Origin of the sequence: Aneurinibacillus soli (genome assembly GCF_002355375.1) — a bacterium.
Lineage (GTDB): Bacteria > Bacillota > Bacilli > Aneurinibacillales > Aneurinibacillaceae > Aneurinibacillus > Aneurinibacillus soli.
Map to the genome: position 1 here is coordinate 1815998 of NZ_AP017312.1, position 21571 is coordinate 1837568.

Genomic DNA, 21571 nt, shown 5'->3' on the forward strand with positions numbered 1-21571 from the left:
TTCTTGAGCCAGGATGTCATCGCCGTGACAGAACAGCTTGTCACACCGATTGTTGAAGCAGAAAATCTCGAACTTGTCGATATCGAGTATGTGAAGGAAGGCAGCAACTGGTTTCTGCGCGTGTATATCGATAAGGAAGACGGCGTGGACATTGAGGATTGCGGCCGCGTGAGTGAGCAACTCAGTAAAAAACTCGATGAGGTGGACCCGATTCCGGTGGCGTATTTCCTTGAAGTATCCTCTCCGGGAGCGGAACGACCGCTGAAACAAGAGAAAGATTTTGAACGGGCGGTTGGCAAGCATGTTCACGTGACGACAACCGAGCCGGTAAACGGCGACACCGTATTTGAAGGTGAATTGATCGCGTACGACGGGATTCAGCTGACTATTAAAGAAGCGAAGGCAGCTGTGGAAGTTCCGAAAGAGAAAATCGCAAGCGCCCGTTTGGCGATTGTGTTTTAAGAAGAAGTAAGGAGGATTAGGGATTACAATGAATGCTGAGTTTATTGAAGCATTGAGTGAGATTGAACGGGAGAAGGGGATTGGCAAAGAGGTGCTGATCGAAGCCATTGAAGCAGCCCTTGTCTCCGGTTATAAGCGGAATTTTAATTCCGCACAAAATGTGCGTGTCGATATTAATCGTGAGCTGGGAAACGTTCGTGTATTTGCGCGTAAAACAGTTGTAGATCAAGTGACCGACCCGCGTTCGCAAATCTCGCTCGATGAAGTGCTTGAGATTGATCAGAACTATGTAGTCGATGACATCATCGACATGGAAGTTACTCCGCGCGACTTTGGACGCATTGCAGCACAGACGGCTAAGCAGGTTGTTACACAGCGTATTCGTGAAGCGGAACGAGGTATTATTTACAGCGAGTTTATTGATCGCGAGCAAGATATCGTAACGGGTATCGTGCAACGCCAGGACGGTCGTTTCTATTATATTGACCTGGGCAAGGTGGAAGCGCTGATGCCGGTTAATGAGAAAATGCCGAACGAGATATTCCAACAGGGCGACCGTGTTAAGGCGTTTATCACAAAAGTTGAAAAAACAACAAAAGGGCCGCAAATTTTTGTGTCCCGTACTCATCCAGGCCTCTTAAAGCGCCTGTTTGAATTGGAAGTACCAGAGATTTTTGAAGGCGTAGTCGAGATCAAATCGGTAGCGCGTGAAGCGGGCGACCGTTCTAAAATTGCGGTCTACTCCGTTGATCCGAACGTCGATCCGGTCGGTGCCTGTGTAGGTCCGAAAGGCATGAGGGTACAGACGATCGTACAGGAGTTGCGCGGTGAGAAAATTGACATCATGCGCTGGTCAGAAGAGACCGCTGACTATGTGGCGAATGCACTGAGCCCGTCGAAAGTCGTTCACGTAACTGTGTATGAAGACGAGAAAGTGACACGCGTTATTGTGCCGGACTACCAGCTTTCCTTAGCGATTGGCAAGAAGGGACAAAATGCCCGCCTAGCAGCGAAATTGACAGGCTGGAAGATCGACATTAAGAGTGAGACACAGGCGGCGGAAGAAGGTTTTGTCTATGACGAGCCTGTTTCCATCGTGAAAGCTGACCAGCAGGCAGAAGCAGTAGAGCCTGTGGCAGATGCACCTGAGATGGACATCACAGCAGATGAGGATGAAAGGGAGTAACAAATCGTGAAAACGAGGAAAACTCCACAGCGCAAATGTATCGCTACACAGGAGATGTTTGAGAAGCGCGATCTAATCCGGGTTGTTCGCACACCGGAAGGAGACGTAAAGCTTGATCTTACCGGCAAGGCGTCCGGGCGTGGCGCATACATCTCTCGTTCGCTCGAAGCGTTTGACATTGTGAAAAAGAAAAAAATGCTCGGCCGCACCTTGAAGACAGACGTCACCGACGACATGTACGAGCAGCTCGAACAAGAATTTGCGAGGCATGTAAGACGATGAATAAAATAAACCAAATGCTGGGACTGGCTCAGCGGGCGCGCAAGATTATTACAGGCGAAGAGCTTGTCGTAAAAGCAGTGCGCCAAGGCGGCGTTCATCTTGTGATTCTAGCAGAAGACGCCGCAGCGAATACCCGCAAAAAACTAACAGACAAATGCACAAGCTATGGGGTGCCGTATGAAATATACGGAGACCGGGGAACGCTTGGGCAGGCGTTAGGAAAGGAGCAGCGGGTAGTCGTAGGCGTGACTGATGCAGGGTTTGCCGCGAAGCTGACGCAGTTACTTCATCAATAACTGTCGGGGGTGGATGAATGAGCAAACTGAGAGTGCATGAATATGCCAAAACGCTTGGTTTAAGCAGCAAGCAGCTCTTAAATCTGTTAGGCAAATTAAGCTTATCAGTGAACAATCATATGAGCACACTGGAAGACAGCATGATTACGAAAGTAGAGCAGCACTTCAAGGACATCAAACAACGTGCAGACAGTCAGCACCAACAAAAGCGAGATACGGAAAAGAGTGGGAATATGGATCAAAAAAACCAGGAACAAGTAAAACGTAATTCAAATAGCCAGGGCGGCAGTGATCGTCCATCAGGCAGCGGTACAGGCGGTGGCAACCGTCCATCAGGCAACGGCGGCAATCGCCCATCAGGCGGAACAGGTGGCCGTCCATCAGGTGGTGGCTCCGGTCGTCCGTCCGGTAGCGGTACAGGCGGTGGAAATCGTCAAGGTCAAGGCGGCGGTGGCCGTCCATCAGGCGGTGGCTCCGGTCGTCCGTCTGGTAGTGGCACAGGCGGTGGAAATCGTCAAGGTCAAGGCGGCGGTGGCCGTCCATCAGGTGGTGGCTCCGGTCGTCCGTCCGGTAGCGGTACAGGCGGTGGAAATCGTCAGGGTCAGGGTCAAGGTCAAGGTGGTCGTCCATCAGGCGGCGGAGCAGGTCGTCCGTCTGGCAGTGGCACAGGCGGTGCTGCAGGCAGCAGTCGTTCGACTGCTGGCGCAGGTGGAAATACCGGCAATCGCCGTGGGGGACAGAGACCGCCACAAAAGCAAAACAATCGTGATAAAGATAAACGATTCGATGATAACCCGATGAAGCGTCAGGGTGGAAATCGTCGCGGCGGCCAGAAGCCAGCTCAGCAGCAGCCACCTAAACCGGAAGTGAAAGTGGATAAAATCACAGTAACTGGATCGATGACGGTAGGGGAACTCGGCAAGAAAACGAAAAAAGCACCATCAGAAATCATCAAAAAACTGTTCGGTCTCGGCGTAATGGCGACCATTAATCAGGAACTCGATCTTGATACGATTCACCTGATTTGTACTGATTATGAGATTGAAGTAGAAGAAAAAATTGCACTCGATTACAACGACTTTGAAAACATCGAAGAAGTTGATGAGCCAGATACATTAAAAGAACGTCCGCCGGTTGTAACGATCATGGGTCACGTTGACCACGGTAAAACAACCCTTCTTGATGCGATTCGTGAAACGAACGTTATTTCAACTGAGGCAGGCGGCATCACTCAGCATATCGGGGCATACCAGGTTGAGAAGCAGGGCAAGAAAATTACCTTCCTCGATACACCAGGTCACGCCGCATTTACAACCATGCGTGCGCGTGGTGCACAAGTAACCGATATTGCAATCATCGTAGTAGCAGCCGATGACGGTGTTATGCCGCAGACGGTAGAAGCGATCAGCCATGCGAAAGCGGCGAATGTGCCGATTATCGTCGCGGTGAATAAAATGGATAAGCCGACTGCTAATCCAGATCGTGTGAAACAGGAACTTACAGAGCATGGTCTCGTACCGGAAGACTGGGGCGGTGACACAATCTTTGTTCACGTATCTGCCCTGCAACGTCAAGGTCTCGATGACATTCTCGAGATGATTCTGCTCGTATCAGAAGTACAGGAATTAAAAGCAAATCCAGATAAACGTGCACGTGGTACGGTAATTGAAGCTGAACTCGATCGCGGTCGTGGACCAGTTGCGACTGTGCTTGTACAGACTGGTACGCTAAAAGTCGGTGATCCAATCGTGGTTGGCGCATCATTTGGCCGTATTCGTGCGATGGTCAATGACAAAGGTCGCCGCATCAAGGAAGCGCCACCGTCAACTCCAATCGAAATTACCGGTCTGAACGATGTGCCGCAAGCGGGCGATCAGTTCATGGTATTTGAAGATGAGAAAACAGCTCGCCAGGTCGGGGAGCGCCGTGCAGCAGGCCGTCGTGAGAACGAACTGCGTGCATCCGCCCGCGTATCGCTTGATGATCTGTTCAACCAGATTAAAGAGGGTGACGTTAAGGAAATTAACGTAATCATTAAAGGCGATGTGCAAGGTTCTGTCGAAGCACTTCGCGGTTCTCTGGAAAAAATCGATGTCGAAGGCGTCCGCGTGAAAATCATTCACACAGGCGTAGGCGCGATTACGGAATCCGATGTTATTCTGGCATCTGCATCCAATGCGATCGTTATTGGCTTCAACGTACGTCCAGAGCCAAATGCGCGTATTACAGCTGAACAGGAAAAAGTAGACATTCGTCTGCACCGCATCATTTATAAAGTAATGGAAGAGATTGAAGCCGCGATGAAAGGTATGCTTGAACCAGTGTACCAGGAAAAAATCATCGGCCAGGCGGAAGTACGCCAAACGTTCAAAGTATCTCGTGTCGGTACGATTGCGGGCTGCTATGTAACAGATGGCAAAATCCAGCGTGATGCGGGCGTTCGTGTAATTCGCGACAGCATCGTGGTCTACGAAGGAAAAGTTGACGCCCTCAAGCGTTTCAAAGATGATGCGAAGGAAGTAGCGCAAGGATATGAGTGCGGGATTACAATCGAGAAATTCAACGATATTAAAGAAGGGGATATTCTCGAAGCGTACATCATGGAGGAAGTCGCCCAATAAATTGGAGCGAAAGAGCGAGGTGATACACACATGGGCAACATTCGCACAAACCGTGTAGGCGAACAAATTCGCAAAGAATTGAGCCAGATCATCCAGCGTGAGATCAAAGATCCACGCATCGGTTTTGTAACGATTACCGGCGTGGAAGTAACCGGCGACCTGTCGCAGGCGAAAATCTATTTGAGCATTTTCGGAAGCGAGGAGCAACAGAAAGACTCTCTCCGCGCACTTGAAAAAGCAAAAGGCTTTATGCGCACAGAGATTGGACGTCGTGTCCGCCTGCGCCATACGCCGGAGCTTCTGTTCAAGATTGACGAATCTGTTGAATACGGTAGCCGTATTGAGTCGCTGCTGACTAAAATTCATAAAGACGAAGGGGACCAGGACGAATGAGCACATACGAAGCATCCCTTGCGTCAGCTGCCGCCTTTATGGAGCGGCATGAGCGTTTTCTCGTGATTAACCATGTGAATCCTGATGGGGATGCGACCGGTTCGCTGCTTGGCACAGGCTGGCTTTTGCGCCAGCTTGGCAAGCAGGCCGTGCTTGTGAACGAAGGGTCAACCCCGGAGAAGTTCGGATTTCTGCCGGGCGCAGAACAGATCATAAATGCGTCTCGTGCAGAAAAGCCGGAGTTTGATGCAGTCATTACGTGTGACTGCGCGGACTTCGCGCGTATTGGTGATGTGAAAGAGTGGCTGCCTTTGGGTATGCCGCTCTTAAACATTGACCACCATCCGACAAACGATTTGTTTGGTACAGATAATCTCGTACGTACGGATGCGGCTGCGACCGCAGAAGTGCTGTATGATTTGCTTACATATATGAAGCAGCCGATTCCGCAGGAGATGGCAGTATGTCTGTATACCGGACTGCTTACTGATACCGGCGGTTTTCGTTATTCCAACACGACACCACATGTGATGGAGATGGCGTCTGCGCTGCTTGCATGTGGCGTGGAACCAGCACCAATTGCAGAGCGGATGTTAGAGACGATTACGAAGGCGCATGTTCGTCTTTTACAGCGTGCCTTGCAGACACTCGTTCTGCGGGATACAGATCAGACGGCGTACCTTACGATTACAGCAGCCGATATGGAACAATGCGGGGCACAAAACGATGATACGGAAGGGCTTGTTAACTATGCCCGCAACATTGAAGGGGTGGAAGTTGGCATTCTGTACAAGGAAGTAGCATCGGATAAAGTGAAGGTGAGTCTTCGCTCCCGCAGTATTGTCGATGTAGCAGCTATTGCGCAGTCTATCGGTGGTGGTGGGCACGTTCGGGCGGCCGGGTGCACCGTGCATGGCACATTAGCTGATGCAAAGCAGATTGTAGAGCAGAAGGTGAGTGCGGCGCTGGCCAGTCAGGAGGCATCTGTATGACGGCACCATCCGGCATTTTGCCGCTGTTCAAACCGGCAGGCATGACTTCGCATGACTGCGTAATGAAAATGCGTCGTCTCGCGCGCACGAAAAAAGTTGGGCACACAGGTACGCTTGATCCGGATGTGACGGGCGTACTTCCCATCTGCATCGGGCAAGCGACTAAAGTAGCCGATTATCTGCATGAAGCGCCTAAAGTGTATCGAGCAGTAATGCAGATCGGCACATCTACGGACACGCAGGACGCTTCTGGAACGGTAGTGGAGACGAAGCCTGTGGAGCCGCGTCTTATAGAGGCGGACATTCGTGGGGTGGTTGACCGATTTATCGGGGAGATCGAGCAGGTCCCACCGATGTATTCCGCTGTCAAGGTGGACGGCAAGCGCCTGCACGAACTTGCTCGTGCCGGGCAGGAAGTGGAGCGTAAAGCACGGCGGGTGACGATTTATGCCATTGAGATTGAGAATATCGATACAGAAGTGGCTGAGCCGCAGATTACCTTTACGGTAACGTGCTCTAAGGGGACATATGTGCGCACGCTCTGTGTGGATATCGGAGCGGCCCTTGGTTATCCAGCTCATATGGTTCGCCTGCAGCGCATCAGTAGCGGTCCATTCCGACTGGAAGAATGCTGCACGTTCGAGCAGATTGAACAGGCTGTTGAAACAGGAACGTTCGCCGACTTGCTGCGCCCGCTTGATCTCGGACTGGCCCAGTATCCGGCTGTAACGGTTCCAGCAGGCCGTGTGCAAGCCATTCGTAATGGATTATCCCAGCGCTTTATCTCTCTCCCGGACGGGAACTGGCATACGGGAGACAAAATGCGTGTGTATGCACCGGACGGCGCTTTTCTTGCGCTCCATGAAGTGGTATATATAGAAGAGAACAATAAGGGAATGGAATCGAAACCTGTGAGAGTGTTTCCGGAGGGAGAGGCATAAAAATGGAAGTTCAACGTTTGCAGTATCCGCTGCCACCTGATTTTGAAGCGCCACCGTGCGTGCTGGCGATGGGCTATTTTGATGGGGTACACCTCGGACACCGTCGCGTCATTCAAAAAGCGATCGATGAAGCGAAAGTACAAGGTGTAGCATCCGCTGTGATGACCTTTTACCCGCACCCGCGTGAAGTGCTCGGGCAGAGTGGATATACACAGTACTTGTCACCGCTTGATGAAAAGCTGCGTCTGTTTGAAGCAGCCGGGGTGGATATTGCTTATGTTGTCCATTTTGATATTTCGTTTGCGGCGATTTATCCGGAAGACTTCATCGATGAGTTTTTGATGACGTTATCACCTCGCCATGTGGTGGTTGGATTCGATTATACATTTGGCCATCGGGGCAAAGGAACTGTACTGACGCTTAAGGAACAGGCACACGGTCGCTATGATATTGATGTCATAGCTCCGGTTAATAAGTTCGGGGAGAAAATCAGCAGCACGCTCATCCGGGAGTATTTGTATCAGGGAAATATAATCGAAGCGACTCAGTTTCTCGGCCGCCCATATCGAGTGCATGGTACTGTCATCCATGGAGAGAAGCGCGGGCGTACGATTGGATTTCCGACCGCGAACGTGCAACTGGCTGCTCCGTATATTGTGCCACGCAATGGCGTGTACGGCGTGCGGGTATGGTTGGATGGAATACCGTATAACGGTGTGATGAATGTCGGCATCAAGCCAACATTCGAGAATGAACGTAAAGAAAAATCGCTTGAAGCACATCTGTTTGAATTTAGTGATGATATATACGGGCGTACACTGGATGTAGAGTTTTTGTTCTTCATTCGTGAGGAGCAGAAGTTTTCCGGGATTGACGCGCTGGTGGCTCGCATTCAGCAGGATGTAGCGGAAGCTAAAAAACAATTTGCGGTTCATTCCATTGTATGATATAGTATAAAACGTTGGATGATAAACCATAGCTTGGATGATCGACTCACCGACGATCGTCTAGGGTATTGGGGATATATTAAAGGAGGTGACAAGGATGGCTTTGACACAAGAACGCAAAAACCAGCTGATCGAAGAGTACCGTACTCACGAATCCGATACAGGATCACCGGAAGTACAGATTGCTATCCTTACGGAAAAAATCAATTACTTGAACGGTCATCTGCGTACGCACAAGAAAGACCACCATTCCCGTCGTGGGCTTCTGAAAATGGTTGGTCAGCGTCGTAACCTGCTCGCTTATCTGAAAGATAAAGATGTAGCACGTTACCGTGAACTGATTACTAAATTAGGCTTACGTCGATAAGAGAAAGCGGGGGTTCCCCGCTTTTTTCATGTCCATTATTCTTACTAACAATTTCTTTTATTTCTATGCATTGCAGGAAATACTAGAAATATGACGAAAAATATTTTTTGATGAGTCAAGAGAGGAGGCAACATTCGTTTATGGAAGAAGTAAAAGTGTATGAATTTGACCTTGCAGGACGGAAAATGTCCATCGAGTACGGCAAACTTGCGAAGCAAGCCAGTGGTGCCGTGCTAGTTCGCTATGGCGATTCTGCTGTGCTGAGCACGGTAACGGCATCTAAGAAGCCGTCTCCCCTCAGCTTTTTCCCGTTAACGGTTAATTATGAAGAGAAGCTGTATGCTGTCGGTAAAATTCCGGGTGGCTTCATTAAACGGGAAGGACGTCCGAGTGAAAAGGCAACGCTGACCAGTCGTCTGATTGACCGTCCGATTCGCCCTCTGTTTCCGGAAGGCTTCCGCAATGAGATTCAGATCGTTAACACGGTACTGTCTGTAGATCAGGATTGTTCGACAGAAGTAGCGGCGATGATCGGAACATCCGCAGCGCTTTCGATTTCAGACGTTCCATTCAATGGACCGATTGGCGGAGTGATTGTAGGCCGTGTTGACGGTGAACTGATCATTAATCCGACAGTTGAACAAATGGAAAAAAGCGATATCAATCTGACGGTAGCCGGTACATACGATGCAATTAACATGGTAGAAGCCGGTGCAGAAGAAGTGCCGGAAGAAGTCATGCTCGAAGCGATTATGCGCGGCCATGATGAGATCCGTAAAATTGTAGAGAAAATCCGTGAAATCGCAGCTGAAGTCGGCAAAGAGAAGATGGAAGTTGAGCTTCAAGTCGTAGACCCTGAGATCGAAGCTGCCGTGAAAGAATACGCACAGGCGCGTCTTGTCGAAGCGGTTCGCATTGAAGAGAAGCAGGCGCGTTATGATGCGATTGATGCGATCAATGATGAAGCACGGGAACATTTTGCTGAGATTTATCCGGAGAAGGATAGTGTCGTGAATGAGGTGCTCCATGACATCGTAAAAGATGAAGTGCGCCGCCTAATTACGCATGACAAAGTTCGCCCGGATGGTCGTAAGCTTGATGAGATTCGTCCGATTTCGTGCGAAGTGGAACTGCTGCCGCGTACACACGGTTCCGGCCTGTTTACACGTGGACAAACCCAGGTATTGAGCGTATGTACGCTTGGTGCGCTTGGGGATGTACAGATTCTTGACGGTCTGGGCCTTGAAGAATCGAAGCGTTTCATGCATCATTATAACTTCCCGCCATATAGCGTAGGGGAAGCCCGTCCGCTTCGTGCGCCGGGACGTCGTGAGATTGGTCACGGAGCACTGGGAGAGCGTGCGCTTGAGCCGGTTATTCCAGGTGATGATGTATTCCCGTATACGATTCGTCTCGTATCAGAAGTGCTTGAGTCTAATGGCTCTAGTTCACAGGCAAGCATTTGCGCCAGCACACTAGCGATGATGCAGGCAGGTGTTCCATTAAAAGCTCCGGTAGCCGGCATTGCCATGGGTCTCGTGAAAGACGGCGAGCACATGACCATTCTGACAGACATTCAGGGCATGGAAGATCACCTTGGCGATATGGACTTCAAAGTTGCGGGTACTCGTGAAGGGGTAACAGCACTGCAGATGGACATGAAGATCGAAGGGATCAACCGTGAAGTGCTTGAGCAGGCGCTGAATCAGGCGCGTGACGGCCGACTTTTCATTCTGGACAAGATGGAAGCTGCTATTCCAGCACCGCGTGAAGAACTTTCGAAGTTCGCACCGAAAATTACGATCATGCGCATCAATCCGGACAAAATCCGTGATGTGATCGGACCAAGTGGTCGTATCATCAACAAAATCATTGAAGAAACAGGCGTTAAAATCGACATCGAGCAAGATGGCCGTGTCTACATCGCGTCTCCGGATGCTGCTGCTAATGCAAAAGCGAAGAAGATTATCGAAGACATCGTACGCGAAGTCGAAGTCGGTCAGGTGTACGAAGGTACAGTTAAGCGCATTGAAAAATTCGGCGCCTTCGTTGAACTGTTCGCTGGTAAAGATGGCCTCGTGCACATTTCCCAGCTTGCGGAAGAGCGCGTAGGTAAAGTCGAAGACGTTGTTGCCATCGGGGACAAGCTTCGTGTAAAAGTAACGGAAATCGATGGCCAAGGCCGCGTGAATCTGTCGCATAAAGTTCTTCTGAAAGAAGAAAAAGCGGCAGAAGAAGCAGGCCAAACTGAATAAATACAAGGATAGCGACTGACTGATTCAGGTCGCTATTTTTTATAGGCGTAGACAAACTGTGTATGTTCACACCCGTACCCGCATACGATGGTACAAACCTTGTTATTGTGTACGGGAGTGAGTGAGATGAAGAAGTGGATGGTAGTAGTTGGCGGGAGTTTTTTATTATATGGGATGGTGATGTACAGCCCTGTTGACACTTTTATCGCATCGCGCAAGCTTGATCAGGCGGCGCTGCAGACACAGGTAGCGGACTGGGAAGCACGCCTTGTACAGATTGAGTCACAGAAAGGGATCGCTCCACAGAATGCGCGGCTTGACTCCATCTGGAAGGCGATTCCTGGTTATAACGGACTTGCGGTGGATCGTGAGGCAACGCTTGCTCGTATGGCCAAAGCCGGGCAGTGGGATGAGAATCAGATTGTATACCGGGAAGTGGCGCCAACTGTGCAGCTTGACCAGCTCGCCCCCGCTCCTATCTATCGCGGTAATCCGCAGAAGCCCGTTGTCGGTCTGATGATTAATGTCGCATGGGGCAACGAATATTTGCCTGCTATTCTAGATACGCTAGCGCGCCATAAAGTAAAAGCGACGTTTTTTCTGGATGGGAGCTGGACGAAAAAATACCCGGATGAAGCGAAAAAAATCGTTGCTGCCGGGCATGAGATTGGAAGTCATGCGTATTCCCATCCAGACATGAGCAAGCTGTCATTAACACGCATGCAGCAGGAGATTATCCGTACGAACATAGTCATTCAGGAAGCGACGGGCATTACACCAACACTGTTTGCTCCGCCATCCGGAGATTTCGATCAGCGGGTCGTTGAGATGGCGGCGCGTTACCAGATGAAGACGATTCTCTGGACAGCCGATACGATTGACTGGCGCAAGCCATCACCGAATCAGTGGTTCCGCACGGTCTCACCTAAAATTAACAACGGGGTGCTTGTGCTCATGCATCCCACTTCCCCAACTGCAGAGTCACTGTCGCGTCTTATTGAACACATTAAAGCAAAAGGGCTTACGCCGGGAACTGTAAGTGATACGATTTCTTCGAAGCGCATTCCGGCTCCGTAAGCAGACAAGTATACAAATTTTTACTTGTGTTCCCCGGGACTCTTTTTATACACTAAGAACATCTGACACAATTGTGTTCTGAGGAGGAAGGCGTAGTGATCGAAACGTTTACGCTAGACAACGGCGTACGTATTATTATGGAAAAAATTCCGACTGTCCGCTCTGTAGCACTTGGCGTGTGGATCGGAACGGGTTCAAAGTTTGAAAATCCGGAATGGAATGGGATATCCCACTTTATTGAACATATGCTGTTCAAAGGAACGACGACGCGTTCGGCAAAGCAGATTGCTGAATCATTCGACCAGATTGGCGGCAATGTGAACGCTTTTACATCGAAAGAATATACGTGCTACTATGCGCGTGTGCTTGACGAACATGCGTCTGTGGCGCTTGATATTCTCGCGGATATGTATTTTAACTCCGTATTTGATGAGAAAGAACTGGAAAAAGAGAAAAAAGTCGTCATCGAAGAGATTCGTATGTATGACGATACACCGGATGATCTGGTGCATGACCTGGTGGCGAAAGCCTGTTATACAGGGCACCCACTCGGCGCAAGCATTCTTGGCACAGAAGATGTGCTGAACAGCCTGACACGGGACGACCTAAATCGTTACGTCGATGCGCGCTATACGCCGGAGCAAACTGTGATCACCGTCGCCGGGAACTTCGACGATTCGCTGCGCGATGCGATTGCCGGGTATTTCTCTGGATATGAGCGCACAACAGCTGAGCTGACACCGAATGTCGCACCAACATTTAACGGCGGCACAGTATGGCGCAAAAAAGAAACCGAGCAGGCACATCTTTGTCTGTCATATCCGGGTTATCAAGTTGGGCATAAAGACATTTACTCGCTGATCTTGATGAACAACGTGCTCGGCGGTAGCATGAGCTCACGTCTGTTCCAGGAAGTGCGGGAAGAACGTGGACTCGCGTATTCGGTGTTCTCGTATCATTCTTCGTTCCAGAACGCAGGTACATTTACTTTATATGCGGGCACGGCGACCAAACAATTGGAAGAAGTGTACACCGTCATGCTGAATACGGTGGCGAAACTGCGCGATGGGGGCATTACAGAAGATGAGTTGCGCAAAGGCAAAGAGCAGCTCAAGGGAAGTCTGATGCTGAGCCTTGAGAGCACGAACAGCCGCATGAGCCGTCTCGGCAAAAATGAATTGCTGCTTCGCCGCCATCTAACGCTTGATCAAATCATTGAGCAGGTGGAAGCGGTGACAACAGACAGCGTGAAGCGTGTGGCTTCTTCGATTTTTGCAGGTCCGCTGGCAACTGCGCTTGTGAGTCCGCTGGCTGAATTACCAGCGTATATGAAGGGGAAATAAGATGACAGACGTAACCGTACACATCAACGTACTGCCGGGGAACGAAGATATCGGGATCCCGCGTAAAATGACAGACTTAGCGAGCGGATTTGACCTGTGTGCCGCCGTTCGGGAAACCGTAACATTGGCACCGGGTGAGCGCGGTCTGATTCCAGCCGGCTTCGCACTGGCAATGCCTGCGACGCTGGAAGCGCAGGTACGTCCGCGCAGTGGACTGGCGTACAAGAAAGGCGTAACGACACTGAATTCACCGGGTACGATTGATGCAGATTATCGTGGTGAGGTGGGCGTGATTCTAATCAATCACGGGCAGGAGCCGTTTGTGATTGAGCGGGGTGACCGCATTGCTCAGATGGTGTTTCAATGGGTGCCGCATGTTGCCTTAGTAGAAGTCGACAATCTCGATGATACGGAGCGCGGCAGCGGTGGTTTCGGGCATACGGGCGTATAAAATACGGCGAGAGCATGGAGAAAACATAAGAGCGATTGGAGGAAGGAAAAGGTGTGTGCCTTTTCCCACCTTGTAATCGTTCTCGTGTTTTCTTTTTTTTGTAAAATCGAAAGTGTGTGGTGGGGAGCTATGTTAGATTGCTGTGCTAGTCACACGATACGTCCCATCTGATTCGATGATGAGTGCATTCAGCTGGCGGCTGTGACCAGCGCCGCCATCAATGCCGATCTTATCGCCGCCGAACCAGACCTCGTCTTTGTCATGCAGCTTAAATCCCGGTGTATGGCCGAATACGACGGTTTTGGAAAGTCTGGTCGGGTGCTTGAAAAATTTCTTACGGATGGAGACAAGTGTTTCCGGCGGGGTGTGGTACCAGTGATTCTGCGCGGGATCAATGCCCGCATGAACAAAAATGTGGCCCCGGTGTTCAAAAAAATATGGAAGAGACTGTATCCATGTGATATGACTACTGTAGTGCTCACAGATACGTGAGCGGGTAGCATATTCCTGCTCCGGTGTATATGGATGCCCGAGATAGCCGGACAGTGTTCCGAATGCGCGGTAGTCATCTGGATACTCGGGAAGTTCACCAGCAAGCCAGGCGAGGAATGCATTCTCATGATTGCCGCGAATGGCGATGGCCCCCTCGGCTGTGAGCTGCATGATTTTTTCGATTACGTCTTTGCCACAAGGTCCGCTGTCGATGTAGTCACCAAGTAGGATGAGTTGATCGATTGTAGGCGTGTAGTTTACAGCTGTGAGCAGGTGGCAGAAAGCATCGTAGTGCCCGTGAATATCGGAAATACAGATTGTGCGCATACAAGACTCCTTTATTTTATATATCGTGTTTTATTTACCTTACCTTATCGTAAAAGACCGTAGACTACTAGATTCGTGGAAGAGGAGATACAGGTTTATATGGAAAGACAGATTAAATTGCTTGGAACAGGGGCTTATCTTCCCAAGCGTCGGGTAATGGCGGAAGAACTGGATCGAAAGCTTGGGATGCGGGATGGATGGACCGTGAAGAAATCGGGTGTGGCAGTTCGGCATTATGTGGACGGGGAAACAGCCTCGCAAATGGGAGCCGCGGCTGTCCGGGAGGCGCTGGCGGTAGCTGGATTGACATTTGCGGATCTGGACTGCCTTGTGTGTGCGAGCGGTACGGCACAGCAGGAAATTCCGTGCACGGCCGCTTTAATTCAGGAACAGCTGGGGGAAGGCATGTCTGGTGTGCCGTGCTTTGATGTGAATTCTACCTGCTTAAGTTTTGTCACAGCACTTGATGCGATGTCCTATCTTGTGCATGCAGGACGATACGAACGAATGGTGATTGTCTCGACGGAGATTGCTTCGGTCGGGCTAAACTGGTCCCATAAGGAAAGTTGTGTGTTGTTTGGTGATGGTGCGGTGGCTGTGGTGATCGGGCGAACGCCAGCAGGAGAGAGCTCGCGTGTGCTCACTTCCCATATGGAAACGTATAGCAAAGGTGCGCATCTGTCTGAAATACGCGGTGGCGGTTCTATGATTCATCCGCGTGAATATGTGCAGGGGCGGGAAGAGGACTTTGTGTTTGATATGGATGGCCGGGCGATTTTCCGTCTGACGTCGAAGCTGATTGATGGGTATGTGGAGCGTCTGTTTGCCGGGACCGGGCTTACGATGAACACATTTGATCTGGTGATTCCGCATCAAGCAAGCGGTATGGCGATGCGGATTATGCGGGAGAAGCTGGGCATTCCCCGGGAGCGGTTCATGGATGTGATCGGGCAGTACGGAAATGTGATCGCGGCTTCGATTCCTCTTGCGCTGCATGAAGCGATTCAGCAGAAGCGCATGCAGCGTGGCGATACGGTGCTGCTGATCGGTACATCTGCCGGGCTGTCGCTCGGAGGTGTAGCTTTTGTCTACTAGTCGGACGGTACTGTTAACGGGTGGGCGAGCTCCCGCCACACTGGAGCTTGCCCGGATATTGCATCTGGCCGGGCATCGGGTCTTGATGGCGGAAAGCTTCCGGGCGCATCTATCACGTCGCTCTCGCAGCATCGCTCGTTCGTATGATGTGCCATCGCCGCGCTATGAAACAGAAGCGTATATTGAACGCCTGTCAGATATCATTCGACAGGAGAATGTAGATATGCTTGTTCCGACGTGTGAAGAGACGTTCTACATTGCCTTGCATCGGGAGAAGCTTGCGCTGTATTGTGAGGTGTTCACAGCGGACAAAAATACGCTACTGGAGCTGCATGACAAATATGCGTTCATCCAGAAAGCCGCCCGCCACGGTTTTCGGACGCCGCGTACCCACCTGGTGGAATCACCGTCTGCGCTGGAGATGCTGCAGAAGGAATGGAACTCGACACAGTCGCTGATCGCCAAGCCAGTGTATTCTCGCTTCTCGGCTCGGGTTCGCGTATGCGAAGAACCCAGTGAACTGCTTGCGCTATCAGAGGAAGTATCGCCGTCTGTCCCGTGGGTTGTGCAGGAGTATATTCCGGGTGTGCAGATGTGTACGTATACAGTTGCGCACAAAGGACGTGTCGTATTGCATGCCGCCTATCGCAGTGTGTACACGGCCGGGCGGGGTGCGACGATTTATTTTCGTCCAGCGTTTGTGCCAGAGCTTGCTGGACAGGTGGAGCGATTTGTACAGGAGACGGGATTTCACGGGCAGCTAGCGTTTGATTTTATAGAAGAGGAAGGCAGCGGAGAGTTCGTCGTGCTAGAGTGCAACCCGCGTCTGACAAGCGGGATTCATCTGTTCAGCGGGTGTCCGGAAGTGGCCTGTGCATGGCTTGGGCTGACGGATCAGGTGCTCGTACCGCATGCGGATGCGGCAGCGATGCTTGGGCTGGCGATGGTGTTGTACGGCCTGCCACGTGTGCGGTCCCATTCGCAGTGGCGGGCCTGGCGTGCGGCTGTTGCCGAGGCGCAGGATGTGATCTGGCGAGCGGATGACCCACGTCCATTCGGGCAGCAGTTTGTGTCGTATGCCGCACTTGCTGTGCGTGCGTGGCGCTTGGGTACAAGTATGATGGCGGCTTCAACAGATGATATTGAATGGAGTGTGAGACCATGAAACCGGATGTATTGGTAACCGGAGCCACTGGTTTCCTCGGGCAGCGGCTTGCCCGATGCCTGCAAGCGGACGGATACCGTGTGACAGCGACTGGGCGAAACAGCCTAGCAGGAGAGAAGCTGGCGGGGGTAGGGATGCGATTCATTCCGGCTGATCTGGCGGATAGCGAGGCAGTGGCGGCGCTCTGTAAGGGAAAGACGTATGTGTTTCACAGCGCGGCTCTCTCTTCTCCGTGGGGGAAGTACCGAGATTTTTATAAGGCAAATGTAGTGGGGACGAAAAATATCATCGCAGGGTGTCAGGCATATGACGTAAGCAGACTGATCCATGTCTCCACACCGAGCGTGTATTTCGCCTATGAAGATCGGCTGAACATTCAGGAGGATGAGCCGCTCCCGCAGCGGTTCGTGAATCATTATGCGGCAACGAAGTTTTTGGCGGAGCAGGAAGTGGAGCGAGCGGTAAAGATTGGTCTGCCTGCTGTCATGATTCGGCCGCGTGCTTTGTTCGGACCGGGGGATACGACCATTCTGCCACGTCTAATTCGGGCGAATGAGAAAAAGTTCGTGCCGCTTATTAACGGCGGACAGGCGCTCGTGGATGTGACGTATGTGGATAATGTAGTAGACGCATTGCGGCTGGCTGCTGTTGCACCGGAAAAAGTGCTCGGTCAAGTATACAACATTACGAACGGGGAACCGCTTAGGCTGATCGATCTGCTTACGATGCTGTTTGCCCGGCTTGAACAGCCGTTTCGCCAGAAGCACTTGTCATTTGCTGCGGCGTATCGTCTCGCCTGGCTGATGGAGATGGCATCCCGTACAGTGTTATTTGGTCGGGAGCCGATATTGACCCGATATTCGGTCGGTGTGCTGGCAAAAAGCCAGACGCTTGATATTTCGCGGGCGCGGGCAGAGCTCGGGTATGAACCGCGTGTCTCGATTGAAGAGGGGCTGAATCTTTTTGTGGATGGGTGGCGAAAACAGCATGACTGCAATTACACTCACGATATTTGATACGGGGTACTGCCGCCAGCTGGAAGCGATCTCGCTGCGCGGTGGGGAATGGAGAATGGTTCCATTTCATGCGCTGGCCTTTGGAATTAACCATCCAGAGCGCGGCCTGGTGCTGTTTGATACAGGATATACGGGGCATTTTTTTGATGCTTGCCGCACGTTTCCGCTGTCGCTATACAGCAAAGTGACGCCAGTGTGCACACATCCTGCGCAAAGTGTCGCTGCGCAGCTTCAAAACCAGGGAGTGGACCTGCCATCTGTGCGAACTGTGTTGCTGTCTCATTTTCACGCGGATCATATTGGCGGGGTGCGGGATTTTGGGCAGGCAGAGTTTGTTTGTATGAAAGAAGCGTATGAACATGTGCGAGAGCGGCGCGGGTTTGCTGCGGTTCGGCATGGTTTTTTGCCACCGCTTCTACCGGATGATTTTGCGGAGAGAGTACGATTTATAGATGAGAGGGAAAAAGTGGTGCTATCGGATAAGTACCGTCCGTTTACCGAAGCGTATGATGTGTTCGGGGATGGCAGTGTGCTGGCTGTCGGGCTGCCGGGACATGCAGTCGGGCAGTATGGCGTGTTTCTGACGGATGAGCACGGCCAGGATATCTTCTTATGTGCGGATGCGGCCTGGTCGAGTCGGGCATATCGTAAGAACGTGCTTCCGCATCCGCTTGCCTCCTTGATCATGTCGGATGTGTACGCATATCGGAAGACGCTTGGAAAGTTGCACGAGCTTCATCGAAGTAATCCAACACTCCGCATCTATCCAACGCACTGTGCGGACGTGTGGCGTCTCGGTCAGGAGGGACAGGTATGAACAAATGGACCGTGCTGGCGCAGTACATCCGCACTACTTCTCGCATGCGCCGCTTTCGAACCCGCGAGGCGCTTATGGATTGGCAGGAGCGGCAAGTTCAGCAGTTGCTTGCGTATGTGCTTCCGCGTTCTTCATTTTACCGCGAGGCGTTTGCCGGGCGCAGGATGGAGGAGTGGCGTCTAGTTCCGCCTGTGGAGAAGGCGGATATGATGGCGGAGTTTGATCGGTGGAACACGGTAGGAGTGACGCGGGAAGAAGCGTTTTCTGCTGCATGGGAAGCGGAACAGTCGCGGGATTTTACACCGGTCGTTCGGGGGATTACGGTCGGGTTATCATCCGGCACGTCAGGCAATCGTGGTCTGTTTCTTGTGAGCTCGGATGAGCGGGCACGCTGGGCAGGAACCGTGCTTGCCAAGCTTTTGCCTGGACCGCTCTGGCAGCGGCATGCCGTGGCGTTTTTCTTGCGGGCGAACAGCAATTTGTACACGAGTGTAGGAGGGCGGCTGATTCGATTTGAATTTTTTGACCTGCTTGATCCCTTGATGGCTCATATCAAACGGCTGGAAGCGTATCAGCCGACGATTCTAGTTGCCCCGCCATCGATGTTGCGCTTGCTGGCAGAAGCGTACCGTGCTGGCACGCTTGTCATGCCTGTTCCACGCAAAATTATCTCCGTAGCGGAAGTGTTAGAGCCGCTGGATGACCTATACATACAGGAAACGTTCGGGCAGCAGGTGCATCAGGTGTATCAATGTACCGAAGGGCTGCTGGCGGCGACGTGTTCACACGGGACGCTGCATGTGAATGAAGATGTGCTGCTGCTGGAAAAAGAATATCTTGATGACAAACGGTTCACGCCGATTATTACCGATTTTTCGCGGCTGAGTCAGCCCATCATTCGCTATCGGCTAAACGATATTCTGGTCGAAAAAACGGAGCGATGTCCGTGCGGCTCGGTGTTTATGGCATTAGAGCGAGTAGAAGGGCGGTGTGACGATGTGTTTTATTTGCCGTCTATTCAGTGTGTGGATGAGATGATCCCGGTGTTTCCTGACTTTATTCGGCGTGAACTGATTGCCGCATCTCCGTTGATTCTCGAATACAGGGCCGTGCAGCATGCACCGGATTGCATACGGCTGTCGCTAAAAACAGAAGGACCGTTGGAAATGATAGAACCGCTTGTACGCCGTCGATTTGCTGCACTATTTGCTTCGCTTGGTTGTTGTATGCCTGAGCTTGTGATCGGGCCATATGAGTGGGTGGGCGGCGACCGAAAACTGCGGCGGGTAGAAAGGAAGCCGTTCTCTCATGATTGAATCAATCCGCTTGTATGATTATACGAACATTCAGGAGCTGCCGTGGGAGAGGATGCGGGATGGGGCATATGCAAAAGCGTATATTCTTCCGCTCATGAAATATGGAGCTTGTACGTACATATCGAATGTACAGACGACCGTGCTGGCGCTTACGGTAGGAGATATCGTCATGCCGGTAACGGTTAATGGGGCGGAATACGACAATTCGTATGTATGCTCGCCGTATACGCATTATGTGTCTTACGCGGAGGAAGAGCTTGCGATGCTGAAATCTCCGCTGCTCGAAAAAACGCTTAGGCTTCTGCTGTGCGGTGTGGGTAGCGCGATGCGGGCGAGCCGGGTAAACAAGATTGTATATGTGAACAATTGGTTGCTATCGACGAATCTGTACGAAGCGGAAAGCGCGCGGTATGCTTCCGAGATTGTAGAGTTTTTAGTCGAGCGCTTCCCGAATCATATCATTGCTTTCCGTTCGCTCAACCGCAAGCTGTATGCGGATTGGTGTGTAAAGTTGGAAGCGTGCGGATGTTTGCTGGTGGGGAGTCGGTATGTATATGTATTTGACCCACAAACGATATCAGCTATGCCATCGCGTGTCCGCAATACGCTGCGCCGGGATGCGAAGCAACGGGTGCGGCACGGGTATGAAGTGGTGCGAAGCGATGAGATGACGATAGGAAATATGGAGCGGTTGGTAGAGTTATACCGGGAATTGTATATTGATAAATATTCGGTGCACAATCCACAGTTCACCCCTGATTTTCTGGAGCAGGCGCGGCGTACGGGTATTTTGACATTGATTGGGCTGCATCGCGCCGGACAGATCGAAGGGGTGCTGGGCTATTTTCAGCGCGGTGGGGTTATGACGACTCCGGTGTTCGGGTATAACATGTCGTTACCAAAAGAAACAGGGCTGTATCGCATGCTCTCGAGTGTACTGGTGGAAGAGGCGGCGGCAAATGGACTTTTGCTTCATCAAAGCGCTGGAGTGGGGGCGTTTAAAGCGGATCGAGGGGCAGATGGGGTGCGGGAATATACGGCTGTTTATATGAATCATCTGCCGCGTTCCCGCAGGTTAATCTGGCATATTCTTGCGATGCTTATTGAGCGTATTGGGTTTCCGCTTGTGGAGAAATACAAGTTGTAATGTCTGTTTACGGCTCTACATTAGAAGAAATGATTGATAGGTTCACATTTTTCCAACGTGCAGTGGAGGAGTGAAGAAGGAAGAAACCTGTCACTTCGGTACGCTTTACGGGGAAGTGAATCAAGGCCGCTTCAGGGTCCTGGCGCACTCGCCCATAAAAGGACAGGATGTTTGTTCACAGAAGGGTTATGGGCAAAAGCCCGTACGCCCGGCCCCTTCCGCTGGGTAGCGCGTACAGGCGTTCCGTGGTTCCTTCCTTCTCCACTCCTGACCGAGTTTGGACAAGTTAACCGTCAAGCACGGCTTGAATATGAATTCAGCTTGCGTTTTACATGCTGGATTAGTTTTTTTGAATCCCAACTTTGTTGGGAGGAGAGAAGAGAGAAGTAAGAGAGCGACTGTACGCTTGTTTCCTAGCGGAGGGAGAACGGCGAATGGGCCTTTGCCCGCAATCCTTCTGTGAAAAAACATCGGGGGCTTTCTTTGCGGGCGAGTTCGTCGGGCTCCTGGAGCGGCCAGTCTGAACTTCTCTGCCAAGCGTACCCAAGCGAACGGCTTCTCTCTTCTCGACTTCCACCACCAA

21 protein-coding genes are annotated in these 21571 nt (G+C 51.4%); 20 read left to right on the top strand and 1 reads right to left on the bottom strand.

What is annotated here, in order from left to right:
- Positions 1–3: 3 nt before the first annotated feature.
- The 14 genes from rimP (at position 4) to dut (ending at position 13613) form a co-directional block, all read left to right on the top strand.
- Positions 4–462 carry a ribosome maturation factor RimP gene (rimP, locus tag CB4_RS09310; RefSeq protein WP_096465261.1) on the top strand — a complete coding sequence of 153 codons (459 nt, stop codon included), beginning with the start codon at positions 4–6 and terminating at the stop codon, positions 460–462.
- Positions 463–490: 28 nt separating this feature from the next.
- Positions 491–1648, top strand: a complete 1158-nt coding sequence (gene nusA, locus CB4_RS09315) for a transcription termination factor NusA (protein WP_096465263.1) — start codon at positions 491–493, stop codon at positions 1646–1648.
- A gap of 6 nt (positions 1649–1654) precedes the next feature.
- The gene (rnpM, locus tag CB4_RS09320) at positions 1655–1930 is read left to right on the top strand and encodes an RNase P modulator RnpM (RefSeq protein ID WP_096465265.1); all 276 of its coding nucleotides are present in this window, start codon (positions 1655–1657) and stop codon (positions 1928–1930) included.
- On the top strand, positions 1927–2226 hold the full coding sequence (locus tag CB4_RS09325) for a YlxQ family RNA-binding protein (RefSeq protein ID WP_096465267.1): 300 nt from the start codon (positions 1927–1929) through the stop codon (positions 2224–2226). The genes rnpM and CB4_RS09325 overlap by 4 nt, the downstream gene beginning before the upstream one ends.
- 17 nt (positions 2227–2243) lie before the next feature.
- On the top strand, positions 2244–4847 hold the full coding sequence (gene infB, locus CB4_RS09330) for a translation initiation factor IF-2 (RefSeq protein ID WP_096465269.1): 2604 nt from the start codon (positions 2244–2246) through the stop codon (positions 4845–4847).
- A 30-nt stretch (positions 4848–4877) separates the two neighbouring features.
- The gene (rbfA, locus tag CB4_RS09335; RefSeq protein ID WP_096465271.1) at positions 4878–5240 is read left to right on the top strand and encodes a 30S ribosome-binding factor RbfA; all 363 of its coding nucleotides are present in this window, start codon (positions 4878–4880) and stop codon (positions 5238–5240) included.
- Entirely contained in the window at positions 5237–6232 is a 996-nt protein-coding gene (locus tag CB4_RS09340) for a DHH family phosphoesterase (protein ID WP_096465273.1), read from the top strand. Before rbfA ends, CB4_RS09340 begins: the two co-directional genes overlap by 4 nt.
- Entirely contained in the window at positions 6229–7173 is a 945-nt protein-coding gene (truB, locus tag CB4_RS09345; RefSeq protein ID WP_096465275.1) for a tRNA pseudouridine(55) synthase TruB, read from the top strand. Before CB4_RS09340 ends, truB begins: the two co-directional genes overlap by 4 nt.
- 2 nt (positions 7174–7175) lie before the next feature.
- The gene (locus CB4_RS09350) at positions 7176–8120 is read left to right on the top strand and encodes a bifunctional riboflavin kinase/FAD synthetase (RefSeq protein ID WP_096465277.1); all 945 of its coding nucleotides are present in this window, start codon (positions 7176–7178) and stop codon (positions 8118–8120) included.
- A 97-nt stretch (positions 8121–8217) separates the two neighbouring features.
- Positions 8218–8487 (top strand): 30S ribosomal protein S15, encoded by a 270-nt coding sequence (gene rpsO, locus CB4_RS09355; protein ID WP_096465279.1) that lies wholly within the window; start codon positions 8218–8220, stop codon positions 8485–8487.
- 140 nt (positions 8488–8627) lie between these two features.
- A complete protein-coding gene (gene pnp / locus CB4_RS09360) occupies positions 8628–10742 on the top strand; it encodes a polyribonucleotide nucleotidyltransferase (protein ID WP_096465281.1) in 2115 nt (704 codons plus the stop codon).
- A gap of 126 nt (positions 10743–10868) precedes the next feature.
- The gene (locus CB4_RS09365) at positions 10869–11819 is read left to right on the top strand and encodes a polysaccharide deacetylase family protein (RefSeq protein WP_231956206.1); all 951 of its coding nucleotides are present in this window, start codon (positions 10869–10871) and stop codon (positions 11817–11819) included.
- 95 nt (positions 11820–11914) lie between these two features.
- Positions 11915–13162: a M16 family metallopeptidase gene (locus CB4_RS09370; protein WP_096465285.1), complete on the top strand. Its 1248-nt coding sequence runs from the start codon at positions 11915–11917 to the stop codon at positions 13160–13162.
- A gap of 1 nt (position 13163) precedes the next feature.
- A complete protein-coding gene (gene dut, locus CB4_RS09375; RefSeq protein WP_096465287.1) occupies positions 13164–13613 on the top strand; it encodes a dUTP diphosphatase in 450 nt (149 codons plus the stop codon).
- A gap of 132 nt (positions 13614–13745) precedes the next feature.
- Here the strand turns inward: dut and CB4_RS09380 are convergent, their stop codons facing one another.
- Entirely contained in the window at positions 13746–14432 is a 687-nt protein-coding gene (locus CB4_RS09380; RefSeq protein WP_096465289.1) for a metallophosphoesterase, read from the bottom strand.
- A gap of 99 nt (positions 14433–14531) precedes the next feature.
- Here CB4_RS09380 and CB4_RS09385 point away from each other — a divergent pair, with 99 nt between their 5' ends.
- Genes CB4_RS09385 through CB4_RS09410 form a run of 6 tightly spaced genes read left to right on the top strand, consistent with a single transcriptional unit; the run spans position 14532 to position 20988 of the window.
- Entirely contained in the window at positions 14532–15527 is a 996-nt protein-coding gene (locus tag CB4_RS09385) for a beta-ketoacyl-ACP synthase III (RefSeq protein ID WP_096465292.1), read from the top strand.
- Positions 15517–16692: an ATP-grasp domain-containing protein gene (locus CB4_RS09390; RefSeq protein WP_096465294.1), complete on the top strand. Its 1176-nt coding sequence runs from the start codon at positions 15517–15519 to the stop codon at positions 16690–16692. The genes CB4_RS09385 and CB4_RS09390 overlap by 11 nt, the downstream gene beginning before the upstream one ends.
- Positions 16689–17708: an NAD-dependent epimerase/dehydratase family protein gene (locus tag CB4_RS09395; RefSeq protein ID WP_096465296.1), complete on the top strand. Its 1020-nt coding sequence runs from the start codon at positions 16689–16691 to the stop codon at positions 17706–17708. Before CB4_RS09390 ends, CB4_RS09395 begins: the two co-directional genes overlap by 4 nt.
- Complete coding sequence (locus CB4_RS09400) at positions 17680–18525, top strand: MBL fold metallo-hydrolase (RefSeq protein WP_096465298.1); 846 nt, start codon at positions 17680–17682, stop codon at positions 18523–18525. Before CB4_RS09395 ends, CB4_RS09400 begins: the two co-directional genes overlap by 29 nt.
- Positions 18522–19841 (top strand): F390 synthetase-related protein, encoded by a 1320-nt coding sequence (locus tag CB4_RS09405; protein ID WP_096465300.1) that lies wholly within the window; start codon positions 18522–18524, stop codon positions 19839–19841. Before CB4_RS09400 ends, CB4_RS09405 begins: the two co-directional genes overlap by 4 nt.
- Positions 19834–20988 (top strand): GNAT family N-acetyltransferase, encoded by a 1155-nt coding sequence (locus tag CB4_RS09410; RefSeq protein ID WP_096465302.1) that lies wholly within the window; start codon positions 19834–19836, stop codon positions 20986–20988. Before CB4_RS09405 ends, CB4_RS09410 begins: the two co-directional genes overlap by 8 nt.
- The last annotated feature ends 583 nt before the right edge of the window (positions 20989–21571 follow it).

Bases quoted from the DNA above. Each gene is read 5' to 3' on its own strand.
- nusA (WP_096465263.1), top strand. From the start codon at position 491: ATGAATGCTGAGTTTATTGAAGCATTGAGTGAGATTGAACGGGAGAAG.
- CB4_RS09325 (WP_096465267.1), top strand. From the start codon at position 1,927: ATGAATAAAATAAACCAAATGCTGGGACTGGCTCAGCGGGCGCGCAAG.
- infB (WP_096465269.1), top strand. From the start codon at position 2,244: ATGAGCAAACTGAGAGTGCATGAATATGCCAAAACGCTTGGTTTAAGC.
- rbfA (WP_096465271.1), top strand. From the start codon at position 4,878: ATGGGCAACATTCGCACAAACCGTGTAGGCGAACAAATTCGCAAAGAA.
- CB4_RS09340 (WP_096465273.1), top strand. From the start codon at position 5,237: ATGAGCACATACGAAGCATCCCTTGCGTCAGCTGCCGCCTTTATGGAG.
- truB (WP_096465275.1), top strand. From the start codon at position 6,229: ATGACGGCACCATCCGGCATTTTGCCGCTGTTCAAACCGGCAGGCATG.
- CB4_RS09350 (WP_096465277.1), top strand. From the start codon at position 7,176: ATGGAAGTTCAACGTTTGCAGTATCCGCTGCCACCTGATTTTGAAGCG.
- rpsO (WP_096465279.1), top strand. From the start codon at position 8,218: ATGGCTTTGACACAAGAACGCAAAAACCAGCTGATCGAAGAGTACCGT.
- pnp (WP_096465281.1), top strand. From the start codon at position 8,628: ATGGAAGAAGTAAAAGTGTATGAATTTGACCTTGCAGGACGGAAAATG.
- CB4_RS09365 (WP_231956206.1), top strand. From the start codon at position 10,869: ATGAAGAAGTGGATGGTAGTAGTTGGCGGGAGTTTTTTATTATATGGG.
- dut (WP_096465287.1), top strand. From the start codon at position 13,164: ATGACAGACGTAACCGTACACATCAACGTACTGCCGGGGAACGAAGAT.
- CB4_RS09380 (WP_096465289.1), bottom strand. From the start codon at position 14,432: ATGCGCACAATCTGTATTTCCGATATTCACGGGCACTACGATGCTTTC.
- CB4_RS09385 (WP_096465292.1), top strand. From the start codon at position 14,532: ATGGAAAGACAGATTAAATTGCTTGGAACAGGGGCTTATCTTCCCAAG.
- CB4_RS09395 (WP_096465296.1), top strand. From the start codon at position 16,689: ATGAAACCGGATGTATTGGTAACCGGAGCCACTGGTTTCCTCGGGCAG.
- CB4_RS09400 (WP_096465298.1), top strand. From the start codon at position 17,680: ATGACTGCAATTACACTCACGATATTTGATACGGGGTACTGCCGCCAG.
- CB4_RS09405 (WP_096465300.1), top strand. From the start codon at position 18,522: ATGAACAAATGGACCGTGCTGGCGCAGTACATCCGCACTACTTCTCGC.
- CB4_RS09410 (WP_096465302.1), top strand. From the start codon at position 19,834: ATGATTGAATCAATCCGCTTGTATGATTATACGAACATTCAGGAGCTG.